This window comes from Pseudomonas sp. A39, from assembly GCF_058145955.1.
Genome location: NZ_JBYVMD010000028.1, coordinates 1 through 26,495 on the forward strand (window position 1 = coordinate 1; position 26,495 = coordinate 26,495).

Here is a 26,495-nt window from a genome sequence, read left to right on the forward strand (position 1 = left end):
GTCTACGCTATCCTTGTGCGAGACTCACGCAGGAATCCAGCGCAATATGAATGTCCTGATCGTTGATGACGAACCCCAAGCCCGCGAGCGACTGAGCCGTTTGGTCAGTGAACTCGAGGGTTATGCAGTACTAGAGCCGAGCGCCACCACGGGCGAAGAGGCGTTGACGCTGATCGACAGCCTCAAGCCGGATGTGGTGTTGCTCGATATCCGTATGCCAGGCCTTGATGGCCTGCAAGTTGCCGCCCGATTGAGCGAGCGAGAGTCACCACCCGCTGTGGTGTTCTGCGCAGCCGGTGAAGAGTTCTCTGCGGAGACGCTTGAAGCCAGTGGTGTCAGCTTCCTCACCAAACCGGTGGCGGGCGAAACCTTGCTCAAAGCCCTTAAAAAGGCCGAGCGCCCAACCCGCGTCCAGCTTGCTGCCCTGACTCAGCCTGCCGCCCAAAGTGGTAACGGGCCGCGCAGCCATATCAGCGCACGCACACGCAAAGGTATCGAGCTGATCCCCTTGGGCGAGGTGGTTTATTTTATTGCGGATCACAAGTACGTGACCTTGCGCCACCAAGGCGGTGAAGTCTTGCTCGATGAACCGCTCAAGGCCCTTGAGGATGAATTCGGCGACCGCTTCGTGCGTATCCACCGCAATGCGCTGGTGGCCCGCGAGCGAATCGAGCGCCTGCAACGTACGCCCCTGGGGCATTTTCAGTTGTTCCTCAAAGGGCTTAACGGCGATGCGTTGATCGTCAGCCGACGCCATGTCGCCGGCGTGCGCAAAATGATGCAGCAGCTTTAGGCCGAGGCGTGGCGAGGTCTGCAGTCGTTATCCCGGTGCGACGTGGCCAGGGAGGCCGCGCACTTGCTGATACAAATCAAGGCATATTTGCCTGAGCTGTTATTATCTGCCGTATCTATTCAGTACGGATTGATCCATGTCCTCTCGCGAAATCCGCATCGCCACCCGTAAAAGCGCCCTGGCCTTGTGGCAGGCCGAATACGTCAAAGCACGCCTGGAGCAGGCCCACCCCGGCCTCAAGGTGTCCCTGGTGCCCATGGTCAGTCGCGGTGACAAACTGCTCGACTCGCCACTGTCGAAAATCGGCGGCAAGGGCCTGTTTGTCAAAGAGCTGGAAACCGCGCTGCTGGAAAACGAAGCGGACATTGCCGTGCACTCGATGAAAGACGTGCCCATGGACTTCCCCGAAGGCTTGGGCCTGTTTTGCATCTGCGAGCGTGAAGACCCGCGTGATGCCTTCGTTTCCAATACTTACGCGTCCCTGGATGCGCTGCCTTTGGGCAGCATCGTCGGTACGTCGAGCCTGCGTCGCCAGGCACAGTTGCTGACCCGCCGCCCGGACCTGCAGATCCGCTTCCTGCGCGGCAACGTCAACACCCGCCTGGCGAAGCTGGATGCGGGTGAATATGACGCGATCATCCTCGCAGCGGCTGGCCTGATTCGGCTGGGTTTCGAAGACCGTATCACTTCGGCCATCAGCGTCGAGGACAGCCTGCCTGCCGGTGGGCAGGGCGCCGTCGGCATTGAATGCCGTACCGCCGACAGTGATATCCACGCCCTGCTCAAACCCCTGGATCACCACGACACTGAAGTGCGCGTCACGGCTGAGCGTGCCCTGAACAAGCACCTCAACGGTGGCTGCCAAGTGCCGATCGCCTGCTACGCCGTGCTCGAAGGTGAAAACCTGTGGTTGCGTGGCTTGGTCGGAGACCCGGAAGGCGGCAACCTGCTGACCGCCGAGGTCCGTGGTCCGCAGTGTGATGCTACGGCGTTGGGTATCCAGGTGGCGCAAGCGCTGCTGGATAAGGGCGCTGGTGCGATTCTGCAGAAAGTCTACGGCGAGGCCGGCCCGCAGTGACCGAATGGCGTGTGCTGCTGACGCGGCCTGCCGAGGAATCGATGGCCCTGGCGGCCTCGTTGTCCGAAGCCGGTATTTTCAGCAGCAGCTTGCCGTTGCTGGACATCGAGCCGCTCCCCGTCACACCTGAACAACAAGCCGTCTTCCGTGACCTGGGTCGCTACTGTGCCGTAATCGTTGTCAGCAAGCCGGCCGCGCGCCTTGCCGTGCAGCAGTTGGGTCAAGCCTGGCCGCATCTGCGATGGTTCAGTGTCGGTGCCGCCACCGCGCAGGTACTGGCCGAGCACGGCCTTAACGTTCAGTATCCCCCTACAGGCGATGACAGTGAGGCCCTGCTTCAATTGCCTGCTTTGCGCGAGGCTATCGCACCCCCACACGCCCGAGTCTTGATTCTGCGGGGTGAGGGTGGTCGGGAGCTGCTGGCGGAGCGTTTGCGCGAGCAAGGTGCTAGTGTCGACTATCTGGAGTTGTATCGCCGTTTGCTTCCGGCCTACGACGCCGGTGTACTGATGCAACGCATCCAGTTGGAACGCTTGAACGGCCTGGTGGTCAGCAGTGGACAGGGTTTTTTACACCTGCAAGCCCTGGCTGGCCCCGATTGGCCACAGGTGGCGCAGCTGCCGTTGTTCGTGCCTAGCCCGCGGGTCCAGGAGATGGCGCGGGCCGCTGGCGCAGAAAAAGTTGTGGATTGTCGCGGTGCGAGTGCCGCGGCTTTGTTAGTGGCGATACGGAGCTATACCGTTCCCACTCTCTGAAACGCAAAGGACGGATACGTGAGCGAAACAGCCTTGCCTAAAGATGAAACCCAACCCGCACTTGATGCGCCGGTTGCGTCACCGGTCACCGCGCCGCGCCGTGGTAATGGCCTGGCAATCGTCGCCCTGTTGCTCGGCGCCGCGGGTGTTGCCGCCGGTGGTTGGGGGATCTGGCAGGTCCGCGCCCTGCAGGCCAGCAGCCAGCAGCAGTTGGGCCAGGTGCAGACCCTCGATGACCAATCCCAGTCCCTCAAGCAAAGCCAGCAGCAACTGGCTGCGCGGCTGGCGCAGTTGCCGGGTGCGGATGAGCTGGAAGAGCGCCGTCGCCTGGTCGCCCAGTTGCAGGGTGATCAGCAGCGTCTGAGCCAGCGCCTGGAGACGGTGCTCGGGTCCAGCCGCAAAGACTGGCGCTTGGCCGAGGCCGAGCACTTGATTCGTCTGGCGAGTCTGCGCCTGTCTGCCCTGCAGGACATCAACAGTGCCCAGGCGCTGGTCCAGGGGGCCGACGAGATTCTTCGCGAGCAAAGCGATCCGGGTTCCTATGCCGCCCGTGAGCAATTGGCCAAGAGCCTTGCCGCGCTGCGCAGCACCGAGCAGCCGGACCGCACCGGGCTGTACCTGCAATTGGCAGCCTTGCGTGACCAAGTCGTGCAACTGGCGGCCATTGCCCCCGAGTATCAACTGACCGATCCTGCTTCCGAGGGGCGACCAACTACCGATACGCAAAGCCGTTGGAGCCAATGGTGGGAGCAGATTTCCCGTTACTTCCGTATCGACTTCAACCCCGACGATAACATTCGCCCACTGCTGGCCGGCCAAGGCCTGAACCAAGTGCGCCTGGCCCTGAGCCTGGCCCTGGAGCAAGCCCAATGGGCGGCGCTCAATGGCGAGTCGGCCGTCTACAGCCGCTCGCTGGGCGAGGCGCGCAGTGTGTTGCAGGACAACTTCAACCAGGACAACCCGCAGAGCAAGGCGATGCTGGCGCGTATCGCCGAACTTGAGCCGAAGGCGGTATCGGTGGTGACGCCGGACCTGGCCGCGAGCCTGGCTGCCGTGCAGGCTTACCTTGAGCGTCGTCATCTGTCTGCCGACGAAGCCAAGGCGGCGGCGACGTCGGCGAAGCAGGAGTAGAGCCGATGAAGCGTTTCTATGTGATCCTCGTGCTGGCGATTGCAATCGCGCTGGCACTGGCTGTAGGCATTTCGAAACACACCGGCTACGTGCTGATTACCTACCCGCATGTGCTGCATTACGAGTCGAGCCTGTGGGCGACGCTGGTGGCGGTATTTGCCGTCGGTTTGGCGATCTACCTGATCCGGGTGCTGTTGAGCCTGATTACCACCTCCGGCGGCGTGGTCAACCCGTGGTCGCGGCGTAACCGCAGCCGTCGTGTACAGGTCGCCATCGAGCAAGGCCAGATGGACCTTGCCGAAGGCCGTTGGGCCAGTGCCGAGCGCCACCTGCACCGTGCCGCCGAGGCCGAGCGCCAGCCGCTGCTGTACTACCTCGGCGCGGCGCGTGCCGCAAATGAACAGGGGCGCTACGAAGAGTCCGACGGCTTGCTGGAGAGAGCGTTGGAACGTCAGCCTCAGGCCGAGCTGGCGGTTGCCTTGAGCCATGCGCAATTGCAACTGGACCGCGGCGATACGGACGGCGCACTGATCACCTTGCAGGCGATGCACGAGCGCCATCCTCATAACGCCCAGGTCCTGCGTCAATTGCAGCGCCTGCATCAGCAGCGCGGTGATTGGTCGTCGGTGATCCGCTTGCTGCCCGAACTGCGCAAGGACAAGGTGCTGCCCGCCAGCGAGCTGGCCGAGCTTGAGCGTCGCGCTTGGGGGGAGAACCTGAGTCTCGCAGCCCAGCGTGAAGAACAGGGCGAAGCAGGCTTGCAGTCGCTTGAGCGGGCCTGGCAACAACTGACGTCCGCTCAGCGCCAAGAACCGCAACTGGTCTTGGCCTACGCCGAGCAACTGCGCCAGTTGGGTGCTGACACCCAGGCCGAAGAAGCGTTGCGTGGCGCGATCAAGCGCAGCTACGACAGCCACCTGATCCGACTGTACGGCCTGTTGCGCGGCAGTGATCCGGCCCGGCAGTTGAAGTTTGCCGAAGGTTGGCTCAAGGACCACCCCGGTGATGCCAGCCTGCTGCTGACGCTGGGTCGCCTGTGCCTGCAAAACAGTCTATGGGGCAAGGCGCGGGATTATCTGGAAAGCAGCCTCCAAGTGCAGCGCAATCCTGAGGCCTGTGCCGAGTTGGCGCGCTTGTTGGCTCAACTGGGTGACACCGAGCGCAGTAACCAGCTGTTCCAAGAGGGGCTGGGGCTGCTGGATAACCGATTGCTGGCGTCACCGCTGCCTGTTCCGGCGCGGGTCTGACGTAGGAAAGCGACGAGGGTTGGCTCAGCTATATCCAGCGGGCCACCTTTCGTTGCTTCGAAAACACTGCAAAAGACGGGTTTAGAGCGTTTGTGGGCAAGGTCCGACGCTCGATTGCGCAACGTCTTTCATCTTCTGGCGGCAAGTCCTTAACCGCTCGCGGAATCGTCTGCTCTAGTACGTATTGAAAGGGGTAAGGCCTTTCCTCTACCGTAGCGACCTATCTTTCGCGATGCGGATAAAGCATGTCTTTGGCCCCTTCACGCTCCTTGTTTTTCTTTGCGTTCCTGGCGGGTACGCTGACATTGGGCGCGTCCTTTTACCTCGAGTTCGGTGCTTCGTTGCGTCCTTGCTTCCTATGCCAGATGCAGCGGGGGTTCCTGGCGGCTTTCACATTGAACAATCTGGCCGCCACCCTCCATAACCCCAAGCGTAGCGTTATCTGCCGGTACGGGCTGGCGAGCATTAGCTTCGCGCTGCTCGGTGCCATTACCGCCGTGCGCCAGGTACTGCTACAAAATGCCGCGCCGGACCAGACGGCTGACTGCTGGCCCAGCCTGCACTACATGATCGAAAACCTGTCGTTTTGGCAGGCGCTGCAATTGACCGTCAAAGGCAGCGTTGACTGCATGGACATCAATTGGACGCTGTTTGACTTGAGCCTGCCGGAGTGGAGTCTGTTGTTCTTCCTAGGGATGTTGATCTTGGGCTTTATGCAGTTTTCACGGCTGTTTTTGAGCCAGCATTTGCGCCCGTTGGGGCGCTGAAAGGCAGTCGCAGTTTGTAGGACGGGATTAAACACTTGTATGAACTTTCTCTCCTGCGTACCTTGAAGCCATAGTCATGCGGGCATAATCTGGCCCGCACGTGTTATTGAAACCGTTTGTCAGATGTGGCCTTGTCCGGCTGCCGCTTTATCCTTGAAGTGTTGCGCGGGCACCAGGCGGCAGCGCCCCTATAGGGAAGAGAGATCATCATGCTGGAAAGTTGTCAGAATGCTCAGGAACGCTGGGGTGGGGTGCACAAGCTGATCGACAGCTGGCTGAAGGCACGTCACGAACTGGTTCGGGCCTTTGATGCTCTCGGTGCCAAGCCCGAGGCACTGGCGCAGAACCGTGAACCGTTGCAGGATTTCTGCGGTGTGTTGGTGGACTACGTGTCAGCCGGCCATTTCGGCGTCTACGAACAGCTGACCAAGGAGGCGGAAGCCTTCGACGATCAGCGTGGCCTGGAATTGGCTGAGACCCTTTACCCGCGCATCGATGCCATTACCGAGAAGCTGCTGGCGTTCACCGACCTGTGTGATGCCGGGCAATGTGTTGCAGAGAAATTCAAAGAATTGGGCGCACTGCTTCACGAGCGTTTCGAATTGGAAGACTGCCTGATCGAAGTGCTGCACAACGCCCATAAGGAAGAGCCTGCCACTCAGGCCTGACCCTCGATAGCTATATAAAAAACGGTGCGCATGGCGCACCGTTTTTTATTGGCTCAGTGTCGGGTACCGAGCAATTCGATCTCGAACACCAGGGGGGTATAAGGCGGGATCAATTCACCTGCACCGTCGGCGCCATACGCCTGGGCTGATGGGATCACCAGGCGCCATTTTGCCCCCACTGGCATCTGCTGCAACGCAGTGCTCCAGCCGCTGATCACACTATCAAGACGAAACCACTGAGGTTGGGTGCTCTGGTCGAACACCGTTCCATCGGGTAACCGCCCCACGTATTTCACTTGAACTTGATCGCTGGCCGTTGGCTTGTCGCCAGTGCCGGGAGTGAGTTCGGTGAGCAGGATTCCATTCGCCAATTCGCGCACGCCTTTTGCGGCTTTCTCTTTGCTCAGGAATTGTCGTTCGGCAGCCAGGGCTTTTTCGCTTTGAGGTGCCTGCGTATCTGCTTCATTCTGCGCTTCGTGCTGGGCCAGAATCTGTTCGATGCGCGCGTTATCCAGCGCCAGCGGCTTGCCTTGATAGGCTTGCTTTAGGCCGTCGATCAACGCCTGGATCTGCAGGTCAGGGACCTCCTGGCGCAGGCGTTCACCGAGGCTTGCGCCCAGGCTGTAGGCGAGGTCATGCTGATTTTGTTCAGTGGTTTTGGATGGTGATTGCTCGCTCGCATTGGCCACCGAAATCGCCAGGCCAAGCACAAGAAAAAGGTAACGCGACATGGGTGGTCTCCCGCCGAAAGTGCGACGGATTATGCCAGTGTGAGCCGGTAAAAAGTGCCGCGTACTTTCGTTATAACGATAAGAATTTTCGTACGGTGCAACGCAAGGCAAACGATACTGTCAACATGCCCTAGCGGCGGTAAGAGCAGAGGGCTAGTATGAGCCGCACCCACGTCAGCCAGGAGGTAAACCATGTCGGCCAAACAGAAGCCTGTTAATACCCCGTTGCATTTACTCCAACAACTTTCGGGCAGCTTGCTCGAACATCTGGAAAGCGCCTGTTCCCAAGCGTTGGCCGATGCAGAAAAACTGCTCGCCAAGCTGGAAAAACAGCGCGGTAAAGCGCAAGAAAAGCTGCACAAATCCCGCACCAAATTGCAAGACGCCGCTACTGCCGGCAAGGCCAAGGCCCAAGCCAAAGCCAAGGACGCAGTCAAAGAACTTGAGGACCTGCTGGACGCCCTCAAGGATCGCCAAGCTGAAACCCGCGCCTACATTTCCCAACTCAAAAAAGATGCTCAGGAAAGCCTGAAACTGGCCCAGGGCGTTGGTCGTGTGAAGGAAGCTGTGGCTAAGGTGCTGGGCGCTCGTACCCCTGCAAAAGCTGTTGCAGCAAGCGCGGCGAAAAAGCCGGCGAGCAAAGCTGTTGCTGCTAAGGCACCTGCTAAAGCCGCAGCAAAACCCGCTGCCAAAACCGCTGCTGCAAAACCAGCTGCTAAAACGGCTGCTGCAAAACCAGCCGCCAAGCCAGCTGCTAAAACCGCTGCTGCAAAACCAGCCGCCAAGCCAGTTGCTAAAACCGCTGCTGCAAAACCAGCTGCCAAGCCAGCCGCTAAAACCGCCGCTGCGAAACCAGCTGCCAAGCCAGCCGCTAAAACCGCCGCTGCGAAACCAGCTGCCAAGCCAGCCGCTAAAACCGCTGCTGCGAAACCAGCTGCCAAGCCAGCTGCTAAAACGGCTGTTGCAAAACCAGCCGCCAAGCCAGTTGCTAAAACGGCTGCTGCAAAACCAGCCGCCAAGCCAGCCGCTAAAACCGCTGCTGCGAAACCAGCTGCCAAGCCAGTGGCTAAACCGGCTGCTGCAAAACCAGCCGCTAAGCCAGCTGCCAAACCTGCTGCTGCAAAGCCAGCCGCCAAGCCAGCCGTTACCAAACCCGCTGCCGCAAAACCCGCACCGGCCAAGCCAGCAACACCTGTTGCCGCCCCGACAGCGTCCACCGCTCCAACTGCACCGGCCAGCAACACGTCTGCACCGGTAGCGCCAAGCACCACCCCAACCAGCGCTTCCTAAGCGCTGGTGGCCACGACGCGCAGCCGCTGCAGCGCGTCGTGGTCAAGGTTGGCGGCATCCTCAGCCGCCAGTCCTTCCAGCCACAGTTGCTGATTCATCGCTTCGCCAGTCGGCCACGTTTGTGCCAACGCTTCCAGTCGCATCAACAGCTGCCGTTCGGCGTCCAGCTCCAGAGCCTTGACCCGCTCGCGTAACCCCGCTAAATCCTCATCCTGCTGCGCCATGGCGCGCCATTGCATGCGTACGCGTCGTAGCGGCTCGATCACCTGTGCCTGCCAGGGCCTGGCGATTTGTTTCAGCGCCTGCATGCGCTCGGCGGTCACTGTCACAGCGCGCTGCTCCAGCCACGCGCCACACAGCAACAGGCACACATCCGCCCCTTGCTCCTGCAAGCGCAGGCAAGCGACTTCGACGTCCGGGCGGGCGTAAGTCGAGAGGGCAAAGCTCCACAGGTCAGCGTACATATTCACACCCAAGCCAGCGGCCAACGAAGCTGGTAGACTCCGCCGCCATTATGATCCGACTTCAAAGCCTAACATTACAGCGTGGCCCGCAACGTCTTCTCGAAGACGCCGAGCTGACCCTGCACGCCGGTCACAAAGCCGGCCTGATCGGTGCCAACGGTGCCGGCAAATCCACGTTGTTCGCCCTGTTGCTGGGTGAGCTGACCCCGGACTCCGGGGACTGCTTGCTGCCGGCCGACTGGCGTATCGCCCATATGCGCCAGGAGATCGACACCCTGGACCGCATCGCGATCGACTACGTGCTCGATGGTGACCTGCGCCTGCGCCAGGTGCAACACGACCTGGCCGAGGCCGAGAAAGCCCAGGATGGTGCCGCTCAGGCCCGCCTGCACTCGGAACTCGACAGCGCCGACGGCTACACCGCCGACGCCCGCGCCCGCAAGATGCTCGCCGGTCTTGGCTTTACCAACGAACAGATGGACCGCCCGGTCGCCGACTTCTCCGGCGGCTGGCGCATGCGCCTGAACCTGGCGCAGGCGCTGATGTGCCCCTCGGACCTGTTACTGCTCGACGAACCGACCAACCACTTGGACCTCGATGCGATCCTGTGGCTGGAAGACTTCCTCAAGAACTATCAGGGCACCTTGCTGCTGATTTCCCACGACCGGGACTTCCTCGACGCCGTGGTCGACAACATCGCCCACGTCGAACAGAAGAAAATCACGCTCTACCGGGGCGGCTACACCGCATTCGAACGCGCCCGCGCCGAACGTCTGGCCCAGCAGCAGCAGGCCTTTGAAAAGCAGCAGGCGCAGCGTGCGCACATGGAAAGCTATATCGCCCGCTTCAAGGCCCAGGCCACCAAGGCCCGCCAGGCCCAGAGCCGGATCAAGGCCCTGGAACGCATGGAAGAGCTGTCGGCGGCCCACGTCGATTCGCCGTTCGACTTTGTGTTCCGCGAGTCGGCGAAGATCTCCAGCCCTCTGCTGGACTTGTCAGATGCCCGCTTGGGGTACGGCGACAAAACCATCCTGGAAAAAGTGAAGCTGCAGCTCACGCCAGGTGCGCGCATCGGTTTGCTCGGCCCTAACGGTGCGGGCAAGTCGACGCTGATCAAGAACCTGTCGGGCGAGCTTTCGCCCCTGGCCGGGCGCTTGACCCGTGGCGAGAACACGGTGGTGGGCTACTTCGCCCAGCACCAGTTGGACTCCCTCGACGCCAAGGCCAGCCCGTTGCTGCACTTGCAGCGCCTGGCGCCGACCGAGCGCGAGCAAACCCTGCGCGACTTCCTCGGTGGTTTCGACTTCCGTGGCGCGCGCATCGATGAGCCGGTGCTGAATTTCTCCGGCGGCGAAAAAGCCCGCCTGGCCCTGGCGTTGATCGCCTGGGACCGCCCGAACCTGCTGCTGCTCGACGAACCGACCAACCACCTGGACCTGGAAATGCGCCTGGCGCTGACCATGGCCCTGCAAGAGTTCAGTGGTGCGGTACTGGTGGTGTCTCACGATCGCCACTTGCTCAAGAGCACCACGGATAACTTCCTGCTGGTGGCGGACGGTAAGGTCGAAGAATTCGACGGCGACCTGGATGACTACGCACGCTGGCTGACGGATTACCGCCTGCGCAATGCGCCGGTCAGCAATACCCCGGTCAACCCCGACAAGACTGACAAGAAAGCCCAACGTCAGGCTGCCGCTGCGTTGCGCCAACAATTGGCGCCGCACAAGCGTGAAGCCGACAAGCTGGAGGCCGAGTTGGGCAAGGTGCACGAGCGCCTGGCCAAAATCGAAACCAGCCTGGGCGACAGCGCCGTCTACGAAGCTGCCCGTAAGGACGAGTTGCGCGACCTGCTGGCTGAACAGGCCAAGCTCAAGGTCCGCGAAGGGCAATTGGAGGAGACTTGGATGGAAGCCCTCGAAGTGCTGGAAACCCTGCAAGCGGAGCTGGAGGCGCTGTCCTGATGGAAGCGTTGCAACTGCCACTGCCGGCGCAATGGATCGAACCCGTGTGGATCGGCGTGCAAATCCTGCTGATTCTGCTGGCCGGCTACCTCGCCCAGCGTTTTGTTGCCAAAGGCCTGACGCGCCTCGGTGAGCGTTACCCGTTCCCACCGCAATTGTTGATGCCGCTGCGCGGTGGCTTGCGCTGGCTGATCATGGGCAGTGCGCTGATCTTTGTGCTGGGTCGCCTGGGTGTGTCTGCAACGGTGTTGTGGACGGCGCTGTCGGGGTTTGTCGCGGTGGCGGCGGTGGCGTTCTTCGCCATGTGGTCGGTGCTCTCCAACCTGCTGTGCGCCATTCTGATCTTCACCGTCGGGCCGTTTCGCCTGGGTGACATCGTCGAGTTGGTGGACACCGTCGACAAACCGGGTGTGAAAGGCCGCGTCGTGGCGATCAACCTGCTCTACACCACGCTGGTCGAAGTAGCGGAAGCCGGAACCGACAGCGCGATGGTGCAAGTGCCCAACAGCTTGTTCTTCCAGCGCTCGGTGCGACGTTGGCCAGGTACCCATGTGTTTCCGGGCGACCGCTAGCAGTCATACTGTAAAAATCTATAGCCATTCTTTGGTCGGCGGAGTTAGCTTAAGGCACAACAGCAAACTCCCTCCTGAGGTGTGCAATGGCACTCGATACGTGGCTGGCCTTTTTCCTGGCCAGTTGGATCATCTCCCTTTCCCCTGGCGCCGGCGCCATCGCCTCGATGTCCAGCGGCCTGCAATACGGTTTCCTGCGTGGTTACTGGAACGCCATTGGCCTGCAACTGGGCCTGGCGATGCAGATTGCCGTCGTTGCTTGCGGCCTGGGTGCCATTCTGGCGACGTCGTCCACGGCCTTCTATGTGATCAAATGGTTTGGCGTGGCGTACTTGGTGTACCTGGCCATCAAGCAGTGGCGCGCCTTGCCCATGGACATGACCGATGACGCGGCCGTGCGCCCGATCGGCAAGCCGATGGCGATGATGTTTCGTGGGTTCCTGGTGAACGCCAGCAACCCGAAGGCTTTGGTGTTCATGCTGGCGGTGCTGCCGCAGTTCGTGAATCCGCAGGCGCCGCTGCTGATCCAGTACCTGATCCTGGGCGCGACGATGATCTGCGTCGACATGGTCGTGATGGCAGGCTATACGGGGCTGGCGTCGAAGGTGTTGCGCTTGTTGCGTACGCCTAAGCAGCAGAAGCGTATGAACCGCACGTTTGCCGGGTTGTTTGTGGGCGCTGCGGGTTTCCTGGCCAGCTTGCATCGCGCAACGGCGTAAACCGCACGCCAACTGAAGACACCGAATCAAAAATGTGGGCGCGGGCAAGTCGAATCGTCGCACCGCCGCTCCCACATTGGTTTTGTGTTGGCAGTGAGTTCTAGGCTCAGCGCAAAATCTTCGGTGCTTCATCCCTTGGCAGGTTGTTGCGTAGCGGCGGCTGGCCGGGGTCTTGATACCCACCACCCAACTGTTCCGCCAACTGCCGGGCCACATCTTCACCCAAGGCTTTCGACACTTCCTTCACCACGCGCGGCCGGTTCAGGCTCACGCGTATGTCACGGCTGTTCACCAGCTTGGTGTCCTGGCCTTCACCCATGGCGGTAAACGCCGAGGTGATCTCGTAGGTGCGCGTATTGATCAGGCTGAAATCCGCCACCAGCGTCAGGCCCAGCACCGCCGAGTAGCTGTTGGTGTGGTCCAGGGCGTTGATGTCCTGGGTGAAGTCGATGTCTGACAGTGTGCCGAACAGCACATAGTCGGCGCCCTTGAAATTACCGGCCTTGATGCGTTTGATCACGTCGTAGACGTCACCCTTGGCATCGGCGGTGTAGGGCGTGCCCTGCACCAGTTGGAACTGCCGGGACTTGAGGATCTCGCCCTTGATATCACCGCTGAATTTACGCAGCTCGGTCTGTTCGATGTAGCTGGTACGGCTTTCGTACTCGCTGTAGTTCGACGCCCCACTGGCGTGGTAAGCGCTGGCCTGGAAGTTGTTGCTCGCCGAAACCTGGTGGATGTATTCCTCGACCCGCGCCTCGTAGGCCAGGTCGGTCACCGCGATCTTCGGGGCGGCCGAGGCGCCGAAGGCACACAGCAGGCCGATCATGCCGATCCATGCACGCATTACTTAGCGCTCCGTGGTTTTGCGGATTTCTTTTTCGTCCATCCATTCGGCCAGGCCGCTCTCGACGTCGATCAGCTGCAGGCTGAATTTGTAGAACACGTCCTTGTAGTCCGAGCTGCGCTTGACGATGGAGCTGATGGAGCCTTCCAGGCGGTACTTGGCGGCGACCATATTGCCGGTCTTGCTGACGGTGGACTTCTTGTACAGGCCGCTCTGGTTCTGAAGCTTGAGCTGGTCGACCTGGCTCTGCATGTCGGTGTTGTCGCTGGCAAAGCGTGCGGTGCCGGTCTTCATCAGTTGGGTCTTGATCGACGTGGTGATTTCACGGGTGTCGATGTACTCACTGGTCTTGTTCTTCACGTCGTATACCTGCACCACCGGACGGCCTTGCAGGATGCCGGACTGAGCCAGGGAGCGGGTCATGCTTTCGGCGATCATCTGCAGGTCGGTGGAACCGAACTCATTGGTCACCAGTTCCACTGCCTTGGTATCGCCGTAGCTGATGTTTTTACCGCCCAGTACCGGGGAGGTGTTGGCGCAGCCGCTGGCCAGGACGGCGACGACGGCAAGGATCGAGAAGCGTGCAAACATTGGGAAATCTCTCAGCAGCAAAAAGGATGGACGGCTCAAGGGGTTTTCACTTCAAGACGGAAGTCCGCCGCCTGCGGCACATTGGCAATCGCAGGCAGGAAGGTCGCCTGGTTGGCGTACAGGTTCAGCACTTTCCAGGTTTCTTCATCGCCCACCGGGAAGCCGTCGGCACCCAGCCAGGCAAAGCGGTAATACATCATCTGGTTGCTGCTGGTGATGTTGCTCAACTGCACCTTGGCAGTGAGGAAGCCGTTCTCGCGGGCCACGCGAATGGCACCGACCGCGATGCCCTTGAACTTGCCCATCACCACGATTTTGCTCGCGGCGCTGCCAGGCTCCGGCGGCGGCGGGGTGGCACAGCCGGCCAGCAGGACCAGCGCCAGGGCGCCGAGGATGAAATGACGCATAACGTGCTCCTTAAGGTTGTTTGAGGGCGATGGCCTGGTTGGCGGTGTTCGGCTCCACGTGGGCGGCCAGGCCGCCGGCGAATACCTGGTTGCCGACCACGCGCAGGGTGATGACCTGATAACGCTGATCGGCCTTGACCGTCACCCGCGTGCCGCCCAGGGCGTTGGGCAGACTGACCTGATGCTCGCCATGCTTGAGGCGCAGGCGGGTCACCTGGGTCAGGTCCGGCAGGGTACGCCACGTGCGGGTGTCGGCGCCTTCGGTGACGGCCGAGGCGATACCCAGCACCAGGCCCGCCATGGGGTTGGTCTTGTTCAGGTTGTTTTGCGCCACGCCACGGGTGACCGCACGCACGGTGGTGCGCAGGATGATCCCCGGCATGTCATCGCGCAGGGCGCGGCGGGACATGGCCGTGGTGCTGTTGAGTGCAGTGAGGTTCTGTTGCTGGCCGTCGACGCCAATCTGCGCGAAGGTTGCGGTGGACGTATCAGCCTTGATCACCGGGAACGACAGCGGGGTGATCACCAGGTTGCCATTGATCGGGATCGGCAGCGGCAGGCGAATAGAGTCGCGGGCTGGTGCCAGGCCGCTCTGTACCACGATCAGCACGTCGGTTTCATCGGCGCCGACCTTGGATTTGTCCAGGTCCAGCAGGGCCTTTTCCAATAATGGCGTGTTGGGGCGCAGTTCAACGGCCTTGCGATAGCCGGGTGCCGCCAGGTCTTTTTCGCCGAGGGCTTCGTAGACAAAGCCAGCCAGGTAATGGCTGAACGCACTCTGGTAGCTGTTTTTCAGGCCGACCACTTCCGGCGCGTCCAGGGTTTCCACCGGGTAGCCGCGCAGGTCTTTCATCTGGGTGGTCACGCCTTCGCGCTGGGCTTCGTCCTCGCGCTTGAGGTATTCCTTGTCCCGCAGGTCGGCGATCACGGCTTCACGTTCATGGGTTTTCTTGATTTCGGTGCGTGCGCCGTCGAAGTCGTTCAGGGCCAACAGGTTCAGGGCCATCTGCGTGGTCAGCATGACCTTTTCGTAGTCATAGCCTTCGTAGCGACGCACCTTGTCATTGGCCAGGAAGCTGCCAAATTGGGCGAGGTACCTGGCGCTGTCGAACTTGACCGACTCTTCCCACTTGTAGACTTGCAGGTCGGCGCTGCGCCAGGCGGTCTGGCTGCCGGTCAAGTCACCCTTGGCACGCAGCAGCTCGCCCTTTTCGAAGAAATAGAGCAGGTCCTTGTCGTCGCCGGTGTTGTTCTTTTCCAGCAGGGTCAGGGCGGCGTCGACATTGCCGGTGGCCAATTGCTGATTGGTGGCTTGCAGCTCGGTATCGTAGCTGCGGAACATCGAGCAGCCGGACAACAAGGTCACCGCCGCGAGCGCGAGCGAGGGTAAGGCGCGAAATGCCATGCAGACTTCTTCCCTGAAAGTATCAACCGATGTGGTCACTCCTCATAAAAACGAGGAATGAAATTCCCTTTCGCACTAACAGGGCGCGGCATTATAAGCACCATTACTGGCAAAACAATGGCTTTTTGCCCCGACGAAGTCGCCAAACGCCACTAGTCCGCTTCTAAAAATGCCCCGCCCCCACCAACACCCAATCACTTACGCCTTGAGTCAAACCCATTAAGGCTCAACAATGTGTTACTTCGTATTTCCCTTTGAGATTCGTTCATGACTGCCCCCTTCCGTTTTCTCGCCTGGCTGATGTTGCCGGCGTTGATGTCGTGCAGCTTCAACCTGATGGCCGCGACTGCCGAGGGCGCCCCACAAGCCCTGCATTTGCTGGACTACATTGGCGCTGACTATCCTCCGACGGTGGAGGCGGGCAAGGTTATCGATGAATCCGAATACCGCGAACAACTGGAGTTTCTCGGCGTGTTGCAGGGCCTGGTGGCAGAACTGCCACAACGCCCGGAGCGCGCGGCGTTGGTCAAGGGCGTCGACGAACTGTTAGCGGCTGTAACTGCCCATCAAGACGGCGCGACAGTCGCTCGCCAAGCCCGTCAATTGGGCGCCCAGTTGGCCGTGGCCTATGAAGTCAGCCAGGCCCCGGCGATCACCCCTGATCCCACGCGCGGTGCGCCGCTCTACGCCCAGCATTGTTCGGTATGCCACGGCACTGCTGGCGCCGGTGACGGCCCGGCCAGCGTAGGCATGACGCCGCCACCCGCCAACCTGCGGGACGCCGTACGCCTGGACCGCCTGAGCCTTTACGCGATCTACAACACCCTTGGCCTGGGCGTCGAAGGCACTGACATGCCGTCCTTCGCCGACCAACTGGACGACCGCCAGCGCTGGGACCTGGCCACCTACATCGCCGGCTTCACCGCCGACCCGGCCGCTGCGAAAAGCGAGCAACCGTTCAACCTCGCCGACCTGGCCCGCCAGACCCCCAATGAAGTGCTGGCCGCCAGCGGTCCCGCGGCTGCCGCGACGTTCCGCGCCCAGCGTGCGCAACCGCCGCAGGTCAAGCGTGGCCCGGCGCAGTTGCTGGACTACACCGCCAGCACGCTGGACAAGAGCCTGGCGGCGTTCCAAAAGGGTGACCACGAACAGGCTTACGACCTGTCGGTGGCCGCGTATCTGGAAGGTTTCGAGCTGGTAGAAAGCTCGCTGGATAACGTTGACGCCAACGTGCGCAAGGACACCGAGAAGGCGCTGATGGCCTACCGGCAGTCGTTGCAGGACGGTTTGCCGGTCGAGCAGGTGCAACAACGCCTGGACGTGGCCAAGGGCAAGCTCACCGAGTCTGCCGGCTTGCTAGGCAGTGATGGCCTGAGTTGGTCGTTGAGCTACATCTCCGGCTTGCTGATCCTGTTGCGCGAAGGCCTGGAAGCGATCCTGGTGCTGGCCGCGATCCTCGCGTTCCTGCGCAACACCGGCCAGCAGTCGGCGGTGCGCAGCGTCAACGTCGGTTGGGGCCTGGCGCTGTTGGCGGGTCTGGCGACCTGGGCGTTGGCGGCGTATGTGATTGACGTGAGCGGCGCCCAGCGCGAATTGCTTGAAGGCTGCACAGCCCTGTTCGCCAGTGTGATGGTGCTGTGGCTCGGCGTGTGGATGCACGATCGCCGCCACGCCGCCGCTTGGCAGGACTACATCAAGAGCAGCCTGGTGGGCGGCGGCGGGCGGTTCGGCTTTGCGATGCTGGCGTTCTTCTCGGTGTACCGCGAGTTGTTCGAAGTGATCCTGTTCTACGAAACCCTGTGGCTGCAAGCTGGCCCGGCCGGGCACAACGCGGTGTTGGCCGGTGGCGCCACGGCGCTGGTGTTGCTGGTGGGCCTGGCGTGGGTGATCCTGCGCGGTTCGGCGAAGCTGCCGCTGGCGTTGTTCTTCGGGATCAACGCGGCATTGTTGTGTGCACTGTCGGTGGTGTTTGCCGGGCATGGCGTGAAGGCGTTGCAGGAGGCCGGCATTTTTGGCACGCGGCCGGTCGCCTTCTTTGACTTCGACTGGCTGGGCATCCACGCCGATGCGTACTCGCTGAGTGCGCAGGCCGTGGCGATCCTGGCGATTGTGGTGCTGTATGGCCGCAGCCGTTTGGCCGAGAAGCGCCGGGTGATGGCTTAAGTATGCGGGTGTGGATCGATGCCGACGCCTGTCCTCGGGCGGCCAAGGACCAAGTGGTGAAGTTTGCCCTCAAGCGCCAGTTCGAAGTGGTACTGGTGGCCGGTCAGAGCCAGATTAAGCCGAGCTTTTCTTGCGTGAAGTTGATCGTGGTGCCCAGTGGCCCGGATGCGGCGGATGACTACCTGGTGGAACACGCGGTGCCCGGCGAGTTGGTGATCTGCAGCGATGTGCCCCTGGCCGACCGCTTGGTGAAAAACGGCGTCACGGCCCTCGACCCACGCGGCAAGGAGTTCAGCCCGGCGAACATGAGCGAACGCTTGGCGGTGCGCAACCTGTTCACTGATCTGCGTGAGCAAGGCCAGATGGGCGGAGGGCCACCGCCGCACGGGGAGAAGGAGAAGCAGGCGTTTGCCAATGCGTTGGACCGGATCCTGACGCGGTTAATGCGCCAGGCCTGACCCTGTGGCGGGGTGGTTGTGCCGAGCAGGCTTGTTGTGGTGAGGGTGCTTGTTGTGGTGGTCAGGCTTGTTGTGGTGAGCGGGCTTGTGTGGTGCGGGCTTGTGTGGTGAGCGGGCTTGCCCCGCGCTGGGCTGCGCAGCAGCCCCAATTCAGCCGACGCGGTGAGTCCGTTAGAACATGACTGCCGGGTTTAGGGCGGCTTCGCCACCCAGCGCGGGGCAAGCCCGCTCACCACAACAAGCTCGCTCACCACACAAGCCCACCCACCCACAAGCCTACTCACAACAACAGGCCTGCTCACAAAACAGGCCCGGTCACCAGAACAAGCCCGCTCACCACAGTAGGGGGCTATCAGTCGTTCTCGTGGGTCAGTTCCAGCACCCGGTCCACCAGCTTGTTGATCCCCGACGCGACCTCGCTGATGTTCTTGCCGAGCATATAGGCCGGCGTGCTCACCAGTTTGCGTGCCGTGTCTTCGACGATATCTTCCACTGCACATTCCTGGTGTGTGGCGCCCATCTTGTCCAGCGCGGCAGCGGTGTCGGCACAGTTGCCGATGGTGCAGGTCACGCCTGGGCCGTAGATTTTGGCCGCCAGGGCCGGTGAAATGCAGATCAGCCCCACAGGCTTGCCTGCTTCGGCAAACGCCTCGGCCAGTTCCAGCACTTGCGGGTTGACGCTGCAGCCGGCGCCTTCAACGGCAAAGTTCGAGAGGTTTTTCGCCGCGCCGAACCCGCCGGGCACGATCAGCGCATCGAAGTCTTCGGCGTTGGCGTCGCGAAGGTTCTTCACGTTACCCCGTGCGATCCGGGCCGACTCCACCAGTACATTGCGCGACTCGGGCATCTCTTCGCCGGTGAGGTGGTTGATCACGTGCAATTGCGCGATATCCGGGGCAAAACATTGGACCTGAGCGCCACGCTGGTCCAGGCGCAGCAAGGTGATCACGCTTTCGTGAATCTCTGCGCCGTCGTACACGCCGCAGCCGGAAAGGATCACTGCAATCTTTTTGCTCATGGGCATTTCTCCTGGGTTCTTGGCGTTAAATGTCTACTAATTTGTCATCTGTTGCCAATGGGATCTCGCGCCGCTGCACCTAATCTTGATGTAACAAAAATAGACCGGACCAGACCATGGACTTTGTGCCTTACGCGGTACCGTTTTTCGTCGTCTTGATCATCGTGGAGCTGCTTGCCGACCGTTGGCGCGGCGAGCGCAACTACCGGGTGGCGGATGCTATCAACAGCCTCAGCACCGGGGTGTTGTCGACGACCACGGGGTTGTTGACCAAGGGTGTGGGGCTGTTGACCTACGCGTTCGCCCTCAAGCATCTCGCTGTCATCGAACTGCCTGCCCAAAGTGTCTGGACCTGGGTGTTCGCGTTTGTGTTCTACGACTTCTGCTATTACTGGCTGCACCGCATGGGCCACGAGCGCAACATCCTGTGGGCCGCGCACTCGGTGCATCACCAGAGCGAGGACTACAACCTCAGCACCGCACTGCGCCAGACCAGCACCGGCTTCCTGCTCAGCTGGATCTTCTACCTGCCCCTGGCTGTACTGGGCGTGCCATTGGTGGTGTTTATCAGCGTGGCATCGCTCAATTTGCTGTATCAATTCTGGGTGCACACCCGGCATGTGCCGAAGCTCGGCTGGTATGAGTGGTTTTTTGTCACGCCGTCCAATCATCGGGCCCACCATGCACAGAACGCTCTCTACATGGATCGTAACTACGGCGGGGTGTTCATTATTTGGGACCGACTGTTCGGCACCTTCCAAGAGGAAGACGACAACGAGCCGGTGATTTTCGGCGTGACCACGCCGCTGGCCAGCTGGAATCCGCTGTGGGCCAACCTGCAGTTTTATGCACAGTTATGGCGTGACGCACGGCGCACCGAGAGCCGGTGGGACAAGCTGCGCATCTGGTTCATGCGCACCGGCTGGCGCCCGGCGGACGTGAAGGCCAAGTACCCGTTGGCCAAACATGACTTGAGCCAGTTCCGCAAATTCGAAGTCCCGCTGGGTGTGCGCCAGCAGGTCTATATCGCCCTGCAGTTTGCGGCGTATGTAGGTTTTGGCAGCTATTTGATGAATGTTGGCGAAGGCTTGCCCACGGCGGCGTTGATCCTGGGCTGGAGTGCGATGGCGCTGGGGCTGTTTACGTTGGGCGTGGCCCTGGAGAACCGCCCGTGGGCGTGGAAGGCCGAGCTTTTGAGGCTGGCACTGAATGTGCCGCTGGTATGGCTGGCGCCGTTGACCGGGCTATGGCCCGCCAGCAACCTGGGCTGGCTGGGCCTGCTGAGCTACAGCCTGCTCAGCGTGATCGGCCTCTATTGCTGCAGAGGCCGGTTTACTCGACTGGCGTCTTAGGGGCTTCGACAGGGGCGGGTTCGGCGGCCAGTCGGGCCTTGGCTTCGGCGCAGGCCTCACGGGCAATACGCGCATTCTTGAAGCGGCGGCGCAGCCACAGGCCGAAGCCCAGTACCAGCAACGCACCCAATACCCACAGCTCATATTTCTTGACGCTACCGAGCATGCCTTCCAGTACGGCACCGAAGTGATACGCCGCAGCACCCAGGGCGGCAGCCCAGATCGCGGCTCCAATACCGTTGAGGATCAGGTAGCGCAGGGGTGGGTAGCCGGAAAGGCCGATCGCCACCGGCATGACCGTGCGCAATCCGTAGACAAAGCGAAAGCTCAGCACCCAGATATCCGGATGTTTGCGGATATGCTCCAGGGCCTTGTCGCCCATCAACTGCCAGCGTGGCTTGCGCGCTAACAGCTTGCGCCCGTGTTTGCGGCCCATGTAATACCAGAGCTGATCGCCGGCGTAGCTGCCGAAAAAGGCAACCACGACCACCAGGTTGATATCCATGTACCCACGGAACGCCAGGAAGCCTGCGAGCACCAAGATGGTCTCGCCTTCGAAGAAGGTGCCTAGGAAGAGGGCAAAGTAGCCGAAGTCATGCAGAAATTGTTGAAGCATGGTCTGGGTGCTGGCGAAATGAACGCGCAGCCTACGCCTTCACGAAGATTCATGAAAGTATCGAGATGTGTCACGAAGTGAACAATTCCTACGGAAATGACGAATGCGACTACAGGTCGCATCGTTAAGCACAACTGTCATACCTTCGTCATAATGGCCGCTTATAACTGCAACGCTCGCCCGTGAACCCGGGCTCAGGAGTCTGTCGTGAGCTTTACCCCTGCCAATCGCCTGTTTCCCGCCACCCGTCTGCGTCGCAATCGTCGAGATGATTTCTCTCGTCGCCTGGTACGTGAAAACGTGCTGACGACCAATGATCTGATCCTGCCGGTGTTTGTGCTGGACGGTGAAAATCGTCGCGAAGCAGTGGCTTCGATGCCCGGTGTGGAGCGCTTGACCATTGACCTGCTGATTGAAGAAGCCGCCGGTTGGGTCGAACTTGGGATTCCGGCATTGGCGCTGTTCCCGGTCACGCCGCCTGAACTCAAGTCTTTGGATGCTGCCGAAGCCTGGAACCCGGACGGGATCGCACAGCGCGCCACCCGTGCCTTGCGCGAGCGGTTCCCGGAGCTTGGGGTGATCACCGACGTGGCGTTGGACCCGTTCACCACCCACGGGCAGGATGGCATTCTTGACGAAGACGGCTATGTTCAGAACGACATCACTGTCGACGCGCTGGTAAAGCAGGCGTTGTCCCACGCAGCGGCAGGCGCCCAGGTGGTTGCACCGTCGGACATGATGGACGGCCGCATCCAGGCGATCCGCGAAGCCCTGGAGCTGGCCGGTCACGTCAACGTGCGGATCATGGCCTACTCGGCCAAGTACGCCAGCGCCTATTACGGCCCGTTCCGCGATGCGGTGGGCTCGGCGCTGAACCTGGGCAAGGCCAACAAGGCTTCGTACCAGATGGACCCGGCCAACAGCCATGAAGCCCTGCACGAAGTGGCGGCAGACCTGGCCGAAGGCGCTGACATGGTGATGGTCAAGCCGGGGATGCCTTACCTGGACATCCTTTACCGGGTCAAAGAAGAATTCAAAGTGCCGACTTTCGTCTATCAGGTCAGCGGCGAATACGCGATGCACATGGCTGCAATACAGAATGGATGGCTGAGTGAAGGGGTGATTCTTGAATCCCTGACAGCCTTTAAACGCGCCGGGGCTGATGGCATCCTGACTTACTTCGCCGCCCGCGCCGCCCAATTGCTTAGAGAGCAACAATAGCCCTCACAGGAACACTCGATGAATACCGAAGGACTCACAGAAGTTGCCGTAAAAGACGCTCACCCGGTGGTTGAACAGGTCAGCGAGACCCCGCCGGAGCACGAGCCTGCCGCGCCGGTCGTGGTCGCCGAGCCGCCCGTACCGGCCCCGGTGGTCGCCGTGACCAACCTGGATGACAGCAGCCTGTACATCCACCGCGAGCTGTCACAACTGCAATTCAACATCCGCGTGCTGGAGCAGGCGCTGGATGAGTCCTATCCGTTGCTGGAACGGCTGAAGTTCCTGCTGATCTTCTCCAGCAACCTGGACGAGTTCTTCGAGATCCGCGTCGCCGGCCTCAAGAAGCAGATCACCTTTGCCCGCGAGCAAGCCGGCGCCGATGGCCTGCAGCCGCACCAGGCCCTGGCACGCATCAGCGAGCTGGTGCACGGCCATGTGGACCGCCAGTACGCGATCCTCAATGACATCCTGTTGCCGGAACTGGAAAAACATCAGGTCCGCTTCATCCGCCGCCGTCACTGGACCACCAAGATCAAGACCTGGGTGCGCCGTTACTTCCGTGACGAGATTTCCCCGATCATCACCCCGATCGGCCTCGACCCGACGCACCCGTTCCCGTTGCTGGTGAACAAGAGCCTCAACTTCATCGTGGAGTTGGAAGGTATCGACGCCTTCGGTCGTGACTCCGGCCTGGCGATCATCCCGGCGCCGCGCCTGTTGCCACGGATCATCAAGGTACCCGAAGAGGTGGGGGGCGCTGGCGATAACTATGTATTCCTGTCGTCGATGATCCATGCGCACGCCGATGACCTGTTCCAGGGCATGAAGGTGAAGGGTTGCTACCAATTCCGCCTGACCCGTAACGCCGACCTGGCGCTGGACTCCGAAGACGTCGAAGACTTGGCCCGTGCCCTGCGCGGTGAGCTGTTCTCGCGGCGCTACGGCGATGCGGTGCGCCTGGAAGTGGCCGACACCTGCCCCAAACACCTGTCGGACTACCTGCTCAAGCAATTCAACCTGTCCGAGTCCGAGCTGTACCAGGTCAATGGCCCGGTGAACCTGACGCGCCTGTTCAGCATCACCGGCCTGGACAGCCACCCGGAGCTGCAATACACGCCGTTCACCCCGCAGATCCCGAAGCTGCTGCAAAACAGCGAGAACATTTTCAGTGTGGTGAGCAAGCAGGACATCCTGTTGCTGCACCCGTTCGAGTCCTTCACCCCGGTGGTCGACCTGCTGCGCCAGGCTGCCAAGGACCCGCACGTCTTGGCCGTACGCCAGACCCTGTACCGTTCCGGCGCCAACTCGGAAATTGTCGACGCCTTGGTCGACGCCGCGCGTAACGGCAAGGAAGTCACCGCGGTGATCGAGCTGCGTGCGCGGTTCGACGAAGAATCCAACCTGCAGCTGGCCAGCCGTCTGCAGGCGGCGGGTGCGGTGGTGATCTACGGCGTCGTGGGCTTCAAGACTCACGCCAAGATGATGCTGATCCTGCGCCGTGAAGCCGGTGAGATCGTGCGTTACGCCCACTTGGGCACCGGCAACTATCACGCCGGCAACGCCAAGCTCTATACCGACTACAGCCTGCTGACGTCCGACGATGCCTTGTGTGAAGACGTCGGCAAGTTGTTCAGCCAGCTGATCGGCATGGGCAAGACCTTGCGCATGAAGAAGCTGCTGCACGCGCCGTTCACCCTCAAGAAGGGCATGCTCGACATGATTGCCCGCGAAACCCAGTTCGCCCTGGAGGGCAAACCGGCGCACATTATTGCCAAGTTCAACTCGCTGACCGATCCGAAGATCATCCGCGCGCTGTACAAGGCCAGCCAGTCCGGCGTGCGTATCGACCTGGTGGTGCGTGGCATGTGCTGCCTGCGTCCGGGCATTGTCGGGGTGTCGCACAACATTCATGTGCGCTCGATCATCGGCCGCTTCCTGGAACACACACGGGTGTTCTACTTCCTCAACGGCGGCGAGGAGCAGATGTTCCTCTCCAGCGCCGACTGGATGGAGCGCAACCTCGATAAGCGTGTGGAGACCTGCTTCCCGGTGGAAGGCAAGAAGCTGATCATGCGGGTCAAGAAGGAGCTGGAAAGCTACCTGACCGACAACACCCACAGCTGGAGCCTGCAGTCGGACGGCCGCTACGTGCGCAACACACCGACCGGCAACCAGAACCCGCGCAGTGCGCAGGCGACGCTGTTGGAGAAGTTGGGTAGCCCGATCCTGTCGGTGAATTAATCCAGGCTAACGCGACCCCATGTGGGAGCAGGCTTGTTGTAGCGAGCAGGCTTGTGTGGTGAGCGGGCTTATGTGGTGAGCGGGCTTGCCCCGCGCTGGGCTGCGAAGCAGCCCTAAAACCAAACGCCGCATTCTGTCTGACAGAATGCGGCGTTTTTATTGGGGCCGCTTCGCAGCCCAGCGCGGGGCAAGCCCGCTCACCACATAAGCCCGCTCACACAGTTGTTTGCGGTGTTCATCAGCGCAAATTAAGGCTGAACCCCACCCGCGTCAGCCACTCCGCTTCCTGGCCAAAATCTGCCTGGGTCAGCTGGTTCTCATCCAGCCAGCCTTTCGGGAACACCACGTCCAGGCTGTCGCCGTCGGCGCGCAGGGTTACCTGAGGCATTTCCTGGGTGCCGCGAATGTGGTGGAACAGGATCGCAAAGCGCAGCAGCACGCACAGGCGAATCAGCTTGATGCCTTCGTCACCGAATTCAGCGAACTTGTCCCTGGGGATGTTGCGGCGATGGCCGCGCACCAACAGGGCGAGCATCTGCTGGTCTTCCCGGGAGAAACCCGCCAGGTCCGAATGCTCGATCAGGTAGGCGCCGTGCTTGTGGTAATGGTAGTGGGCGATATCCAGGCCCACTTCATGCACCTTGGCGGCCCAGCCCAGCAGCTCGCGCCATACACCGTCTTCCAAGTCCCAATCCTCGGCCACCTGGTCGAAGGCGTGCAGCGCTTTGCGTTCCACGCGGGCGGCTTGTTCCAGATCGACGTGGTAGCGCTCCATCAACGAGGTGAGCGTGCGCTCACGCACGTCTTCGTGATGGTGACGCCCCAGCAGGTCGTAGAGCACGCCTTCGCGCAGGGCGCCGTCGCAGTGGTCCATGCGCTGAAGTTCGAGGGCGTCGAAGATCGCTTCGAGAATCGCCAAGCCGGCCGGGAAGATAGTACGACGGTCGGGCTTGATGCCGTCGAAGTCGATTTTTTCTGCATCCCCCAGCTTGAACAGTTTGCGCTTGAGCCACGCCAGGCCTTCGGCGTTGACCTCGCCGGTGCCATGGCCGCCGGCTTTCAGGGCCAGGCCGATGGCGCGGATGGTGCCGGACGAACCGATGGCTTCATCCCAGGTCAGGCGGTGCAGGGCGTGCTCGATGCTCATGATCTCCAGTCGCGCCGCCGTGTAGGCCTGGGCATAGCGCGCCGGGGTGATCTTGCCATCCTTGAAATAGCGTTGGGTGTAGCTGACGCAGCCCATCTGCAGGCTTTCGCGCAGCAGCGGCTCGAAGCGCTGGCCAATGATGAATTCGGTGCTGCCGCCGCCAATGTCGGCGACCAGGCGTTTGCCAGGGGTGTCAGCCAGGGTGTGGGACACGCCGAGGTAGATCAGGCGCGCTTCTTCACGGCCGGAGATGACTTCTACGGGATGCCCGAGGATTTCCTCGGCGCGCCGGATGAATTCGCCGCGGTTGCGGGCTTCACGCAGGGCGTTGGTGCCGACGATTCGCACGGCGCCCAGGGGCATGCCGTTGATCAGTTGGGCAAAGCGCTTGAGACAATCAAGCCCACGTTGCATGGATTCTTCATTGAGTTGGCGCTCATCGTCGATCCCGGCAGCCAGTTGTACTTTTTCGCCGAGCCGCTCAAGGATGCGGATTTCGCCGTTCTGGGCCTTGGCCACGACCATGTGAAAGCTGTTCGAGCCCAGGTCGATGGCGGCGATCAGGGACAGATTCTTGGCTTGGGATTGCGGCATGGTTAGGGGGTCTCGGTCGATAACCCAGCCATCGTGCCACGATCGACCTTTGGTGCCAACGCGTACGGCTTCGGTAATTTTCATGTAGGTGTCTGTGAGGAATTCTTGTAGGTAATGTAGGGAGGTTTCTGAACCACCCTTGAATAGAGCTTCACTTTTGTAGGAATTATTAACCTTTTGTTGTCATTTTGCTGTTTATGATTTTGCCTACAAGGGAGCGATTAATAACTTATTGGTTTTGTATTTACGCCTACCTGGT

The 26,495-nt window shown here is 61.1% G+C and carries 25 protein-coding genes; 16 read left to right on the forward strand and 9 right to left on the reverse strand.

The window, feature by feature from the left end; all coding sequences use genetic code 11:
* The first annotated feature begins 46 nt into the window (after window positions 1–46).
* The 7 genes from AC3ZU9_RS20120 (at window position 47) to AC3ZU9_RS20150 (ending at window position 6,439) form a co-directional block, all read left to right on the forward strand.
* On the forward strand, window positions 47–793 hold the full coding sequence (locus tag AC3ZU9_RS20120) for a LytR/AlgR family response regulator transcription factor (RefSeq protein WP_015886493.1): 747 nt from the start codon (window positions 47–49) through the stop codon (window positions 791–793).
* Between the two features lie 136 nt (window positions 794–929).
* Window positions 930–1,871, forward strand: coding sequence for a hydroxymethylbilane synthase (gene hemC / locus AC3ZU9_RS20125; RefSeq protein ID WP_015886492.1), 942 nt, complete (start codon window positions 930–932; stop codon window positions 1,869–1,871).
* Window positions 1,868–2,626: a uroporphyrinogen-III synthase gene (locus AC3ZU9_RS20130; RefSeq protein ID WP_015886491.1), complete on the forward strand. Its 759-nt coding sequence runs from the start codon at window positions 1,868–1,870 to the stop codon at window positions 2,624–2,626. The genes hemC and AC3ZU9_RS20130 overlap by 4 nt, the downstream gene beginning before the upstream one ends.
* Before the next feature lie 18 nt (window positions 2,627–2,644).
* Window positions 2,645–3,757 (forward strand): uroporphyrinogen-III C-methyltransferase, encoded by a 1,113-nt coding sequence (locus AC3ZU9_RS20135; RefSeq protein WP_015886490.1) that lies wholly within the window; start codon window positions 2,645–2,647, stop codon window positions 3,755–3,757.
* A 5-nt stretch (window positions 3,758–3,762) separates the two neighbouring features.
* The gene (locus AC3ZU9_RS20140; protein ID WP_490091226.1) at window positions 3,763–5,004 is read left to right on the forward strand and encodes a heme biosynthesis protein HemY; all 1,242 of its coding nucleotides are present in this window, start codon (window positions 3,763–3,765) and stop codon (window positions 5,002–5,004) included.
* Between the two features lie 245 nt (window positions 5,005–5,249).
* The gene (locus AC3ZU9_RS20145; RefSeq protein ID WP_490091227.1) at window positions 5,250–5,771 is read left to right on the forward strand and encodes a disulfide bond formation protein B; all 522 of its coding nucleotides are present in this window, start codon (window positions 5,250–5,252) and stop codon (window positions 5,769–5,771) included.
* Window positions 5,772–5,980: 209 nt separating this feature from the next.
* Complete coding sequence (locus tag AC3ZU9_RS20150; protein WP_028618432.1) at window positions 5,981–6,439, forward strand: Rsd/AlgQ family anti-sigma factor; 459 nt, start codon at window positions 5,981–5,983, stop codon at window positions 6,437–6,439.
* Window positions 6,440–6,492: 53 nt separating this feature from the next.
* Here AC3ZU9_RS20150 and AC3ZU9_RS20155 read toward each other — a convergent pair whose 3' ends face one another.
* On the reverse strand, window positions 6,493–7,170 hold the full coding sequence (locus tag AC3ZU9_RS20155) for an FKBP-type peptidyl-prolyl cis-trans isomerase (RefSeq protein ID WP_490091228.1): 678 nt from the start codon (window positions 7,168–7,170) through the stop codon (window positions 6,493–6,495).
* 192 nt (window positions 7,171–7,362) lie between these two features.
* On the opposite strand from AC3ZU9_RS20155, the gene AC3ZU9_RS20160 reads away from it, so the two are divergent.
* On the forward strand, window positions 7,363–8,460 hold the full coding sequence (locus AC3ZU9_RS20160; RefSeq protein ID WP_490091229.1) for an AlgP family protein: 1,098 nt from the start codon (window positions 7,363–7,365) through the stop codon (window positions 8,458–8,460).
* Here the strand turns inward: AC3ZU9_RS20160 and AC3ZU9_RS20165 are convergent.
* A complete protein-coding gene (locus tag AC3ZU9_RS20165; RefSeq protein ID WP_015886484.1) occupies window positions 8,457–8,924 on the reverse strand; it encodes a TIGR02444 family protein in 468 nt (155 codons plus the stop codon). The two genes, AC3ZU9_RS20160 and AC3ZU9_RS20165, sit on opposite strands and share 4 nt — an antisense overlap.
* Before the next feature lie 50 nt (window positions 8,925–8,974).
* On the opposite strand from AC3ZU9_RS20165, the gene AC3ZU9_RS20170 reads away from it, so the two are divergent.
* The 3 genes from AC3ZU9_RS20170 to AC3ZU9_RS20180 all read left to right on the forward strand — a co-directional run bounded on the left by AC3ZU9_RS20170 (window position 8,975) and on the right by AC3ZU9_RS20180 (window position 12,176).
* Window positions 8,975–10,885, forward strand: a complete 1,911-nt coding sequence (locus AC3ZU9_RS20170) for an ATP-binding cassette domain-containing protein (RefSeq protein ID WP_015886483.1) — start codon at window positions 8,975–8,977, stop codon at window positions 10,883–10,885.
* Window positions 10,885–11,457 carry a mechanosensitive ion channel family protein gene (locus AC3ZU9_RS20175; RefSeq protein WP_015886482.1) on the forward strand — a complete coding sequence of 191 codons (573 nt, stop codon included), beginning with the start codon at window positions 10,885–10,887 and terminating at the stop codon, window positions 11,455–11,457. The genes AC3ZU9_RS20170 and AC3ZU9_RS20175 overlap by 1 nt, the downstream gene beginning before the upstream one ends.
* Window positions 11,458–11,543: 86 nt before the next feature.
* Window positions 11,544–12,176 carry a LysE family transporter gene (locus AC3ZU9_RS20180; protein WP_015886481.1) on the forward strand — a complete coding sequence of 211 codons (633 nt, stop codon included), beginning with the start codon at window positions 11,544–11,546 and terminating at the stop codon, window positions 12,174–12,176.
* Window positions 12,177–12,282: 106 nt separating this feature from the next.
* Here AC3ZU9_RS20180 and AC3ZU9_RS20185 read toward each other — a convergent pair whose 3' ends face one another.
* The 4 genes from AC3ZU9_RS20185 to AC3ZU9_RS20200 are packed head-to-tail and all read right to left on the reverse strand — an operon-like array spanning window position 12,283 to window position 15,426.
* Window positions 12,283–13,023 carry a hypothetical protein gene (locus AC3ZU9_RS20185; protein WP_046034882.1) on the reverse strand — a complete coding sequence of 247 codons (741 nt, stop codon included), beginning with the start codon at window positions 13,021–13,023 and terminating at the stop codon, window positions 12,283–12,285.
* Between the two features lie 3 nt (window positions 13,024–13,026).
* On the reverse strand, window positions 13,027–13,614 hold the full coding sequence (gene lpoB, locus AC3ZU9_RS20190; protein WP_015886479.1) for a penicillin-binding protein activator LpoB: 588 nt from the start codon (window positions 13,612–13,614) through the stop codon (window positions 13,027–13,029).
* A 35-nt stretch (window positions 13,615–13,649) separates the two neighbouring features.
* Window positions 13,650–14,021: a YcfL family putative periplasmic lipoprotein gene (locus AC3ZU9_RS20195; RefSeq protein ID WP_015886478.1), complete on the reverse strand. Its 372-nt coding sequence runs from the start codon at window positions 14,019–14,021 to the stop codon at window positions 13,650–13,652.
* 10 nt (window positions 14,022–14,031) lie between these two features.
* Window positions 14,032–15,426 carry a COG3014 family protein gene (locus AC3ZU9_RS20200; RefSeq protein ID WP_015886477.1) on the reverse strand — a complete coding sequence of 465 codons (1,395 nt, stop codon included), beginning with the start codon at window positions 15,424–15,426 and terminating at the stop codon, window positions 14,032–14,034.
* 267 nt (window positions 15,427–15,693) lie between these two features.
* Here AC3ZU9_RS20200 and AC3ZU9_RS20205 point away from each other — a divergent pair, with 267 nt between their 5' ends.
* Window positions 15,694–17,589: an FTR1 family protein gene (locus tag AC3ZU9_RS20205; RefSeq protein ID WP_102061193.1), complete on the forward strand. Its 1,896-nt coding sequence runs from the start codon at window positions 15,694–15,696 to the stop codon at window positions 17,587–17,589.
* Between the two features lie 2 nt (window positions 17,590–17,591).
* Window positions 17,592–18,047 carry a YaiI/YqxD family protein gene (locus AC3ZU9_RS20210; protein WP_015886475.1) on the forward strand — a complete coding sequence of 152 codons (456 nt, stop codon included), beginning with the start codon at window positions 17,592–17,594 and terminating at the stop codon, window positions 18,045–18,047.
* 352 nt (window positions 18,048–18,399) lie between these two features.
* Here AC3ZU9_RS20210 and elbB read toward each other — a convergent pair whose 3' ends face one another.
* Window positions 18,400–19,065 (reverse strand): isoprenoid biosynthesis glyoxalase ElbB, encoded by a 666-nt coding sequence (gene elbB, locus AC3ZU9_RS20215; RefSeq protein WP_093542621.1) that lies wholly within the window; start codon window positions 19,063–19,065, stop codon window positions 18,400–18,402.
* Between the two features lie 116 nt (window positions 19,066–19,181).
* Between elbB and AC3ZU9_RS20220 the strand changes: the two genes are divergently transcribed.
* Window positions 19,182–20,417 carry a sterol desaturase family protein gene (locus AC3ZU9_RS20220; protein WP_015886473.1) on the forward strand — a complete coding sequence of 412 codons (1,236 nt, stop codon included), beginning with the start codon at window positions 19,182–19,184 and terminating at the stop codon, window positions 20,415–20,417.
* On the opposite strand, the gene AC3ZU9_RS20225 is transcribed toward AC3ZU9_RS20220, so the two are convergent.
* Window positions 20,398–21,033 (reverse strand): DedA family protein, encoded by a 636-nt coding sequence (locus tag AC3ZU9_RS20225; protein ID WP_015886472.1) that lies wholly within the window; start codon window positions 21,031–21,033, stop codon window positions 20,398–20,400. The two genes, AC3ZU9_RS20220 and AC3ZU9_RS20225, sit on opposite strands and share 20 nt — an antisense overlap.
* A gap of 207 nt (window positions 21,034–21,240) precedes the next feature.
* Between AC3ZU9_RS20225 and hemB the strand changes: the two genes are divergently transcribed.
* Entirely contained in the window at window positions 21,241–22,254 is a 1,014-nt protein-coding gene (gene hemB, locus AC3ZU9_RS20230; protein WP_046034885.1) for a porphobilinogen synthase, read from the forward strand.
* An 18-nt stretch (window positions 22,255–22,272) separates the two neighbouring features.
* Entirely contained in the window at window positions 22,273–24,495 is a 2,223-nt protein-coding gene (gene ppk1 / locus AC3ZU9_RS20235; RefSeq protein WP_015886470.1) for a polyphosphate kinase 1, read from the forward strand.
* 238 nt (window positions 24,496–24,733) lie between these two features.
* On the opposite strand, the gene ppx is transcribed toward ppk1, so the two are convergent.
* Window positions 24,734–26,236 carry an exopolyphosphatase gene (ppx, locus tag AC3ZU9_RS20240; protein WP_015886469.1) on the reverse strand — a complete coding sequence of 501 codons (1,503 nt, stop codon included), beginning with the start codon at window positions 26,234–26,236 and terminating at the stop codon, window positions 24,734–24,736.
* Window positions 26,237–26,495: the final 259 nt, after the last annotated feature.

Excerpts from the sequence above, each read along its gene's own strand:
- AC3ZU9_RS20120 (WP_015886493.1), top strand. The coding sequence starts at position 47 with ATGAATGTCCTGATCGTTGATGACGAACCCCAAGCCCGCGAGCGACTG.
- hemC (WP_015886492.1), top strand. The coding sequence starts at position 930 with ATGTCCTCTCGCGAAATCCGCATCGCCACCCGTAAAAGCGCCCTGGCC.
- AC3ZU9_RS20140 (WP_490091226.1), top strand. The coding sequence starts at position 3,763 with ATGAAGCGTTTCTATGTGATCCTCGTGCTGGCGATTGCAATCGCGCTG.
- AC3ZU9_RS20145 (WP_490091227.1), top strand. The coding sequence starts at position 5,250 with ATGTCTTTGGCCCCTTCACGCTCCTTGTTTTTCTTTGCGTTCCTGGCG.
- AC3ZU9_RS20150 (WP_028618432.1), top strand. The coding sequence starts at position 5,981 with ATGCTGGAAAGTTGTCAGAATGCTCAGGAACGCTGGGGTGGGGTGCAC.
- AC3ZU9_RS20155 (WP_490091228.1), bottom strand. The coding sequence starts at position 7,170 with ATGTCGCGTTACCTTTTTCTTGTGCTTGGCCTGGCGATTTCGGTGGCC.
- AC3ZU9_RS20160 (WP_490091229.1), top strand. The coding sequence starts at position 7,363 with ATGTCGGCCAAACAGAAGCCTGTTAATACCCCGTTGCATTTACTCCAA.
- AC3ZU9_RS20165 (WP_015886484.1), bottom strand. The coding sequence starts at position 8,924 with ATGTACGCTGACCTGTGGAGCTTTGCCCTCTCGACTTACGCCCGCCCG.
- AC3ZU9_RS20170 (WP_015886483.1), top strand. The coding sequence starts at position 8,975 with ATGATCCGACTTCAAAGCCTAACATTACAGCGTGGCCCGCAACGTCTT.
- AC3ZU9_RS20175 (WP_015886482.1), top strand. The coding sequence starts at position 10,885 with ATGGAAGCGTTGCAACTGCCACTGCCGGCGCAATGGATCGAACCCGTG.
- AC3ZU9_RS20180 (WP_015886481.1), top strand. The coding sequence starts at position 11,544 with ATGGCACTCGATACGTGGCTGGCCTTTTTCCTGGCCAGTTGGATCATC.
- AC3ZU9_RS20185 (WP_046034882.1), bottom strand. The coding sequence starts at position 13,023 with ATGCGTGCATGGATCGGCATGATCGGCCTGCTGTGTGCCTTCGGCGCC.
- lpoB (WP_015886479.1), bottom strand. The coding sequence starts at position 13,614 with ATGTTTGCACGCTTCTCGATCCTTGCCGTCGTCGCCGTCCTGGCCAGC.
- AC3ZU9_RS20195 (WP_015886478.1), bottom strand. The coding sequence starts at position 14,021 with ATGCGTCATTTCATCCTCGGCGCCCTGGCGCTGGTCCTGCTGGCCGGC.
- AC3ZU9_RS20200 (WP_015886477.1), bottom strand. The coding sequence starts at position 15,426 with ATGGCATTTCGCGCCTTACCCTCGCTCGCGCTCGCGGCGGTGACCTTG.
- AC3ZU9_RS20205 (WP_102061193.1), top strand. The coding sequence starts at position 15,694 with ATGACTGCCCCCTTCCGTTTTCTCGCCTGGCTGATGTTGCCGGCGTTG.
- AC3ZU9_RS20210 (WP_015886475.1), top strand. The coding sequence starts at position 17,592 with ATGCGGGTGTGGATCGATGCCGACGCCTGTCCTCGGGCGGCCAAGGAC.
- elbB (WP_093542621.1), bottom strand. The coding sequence starts at position 19,065 with ATGAGCAAAAAGATTGCAGTGATCCTTTCCGGCTGCGGCGTGTACGAC.
- AC3ZU9_RS20220 (WP_015886473.1), top strand. The coding sequence starts at position 19,182 with ATGGACTTTGTGCCTTACGCGGTACCGTTTTTCGTCGTCTTGATCATC.
- AC3ZU9_RS20225 (WP_015886472.1), bottom strand. The coding sequence starts at position 21,033 with ATGCTTCAACAATTTCTGCATGACTTCGGCTACTTTGCCCTCTTCCTA.
- ppk1 (WP_015886470.1), top strand. The coding sequence starts at position 22,273 with ATGAATACCGAAGGACTCACAGAAGTTGCCGTAAAAGACGCTCACCCG.
- ppx (WP_015886469.1), bottom strand. The coding sequence starts at position 26,236 with ATGCCGCAATCCCAAGCCAAGAATCTGTCCCTGATCGCCGCCATCGAC.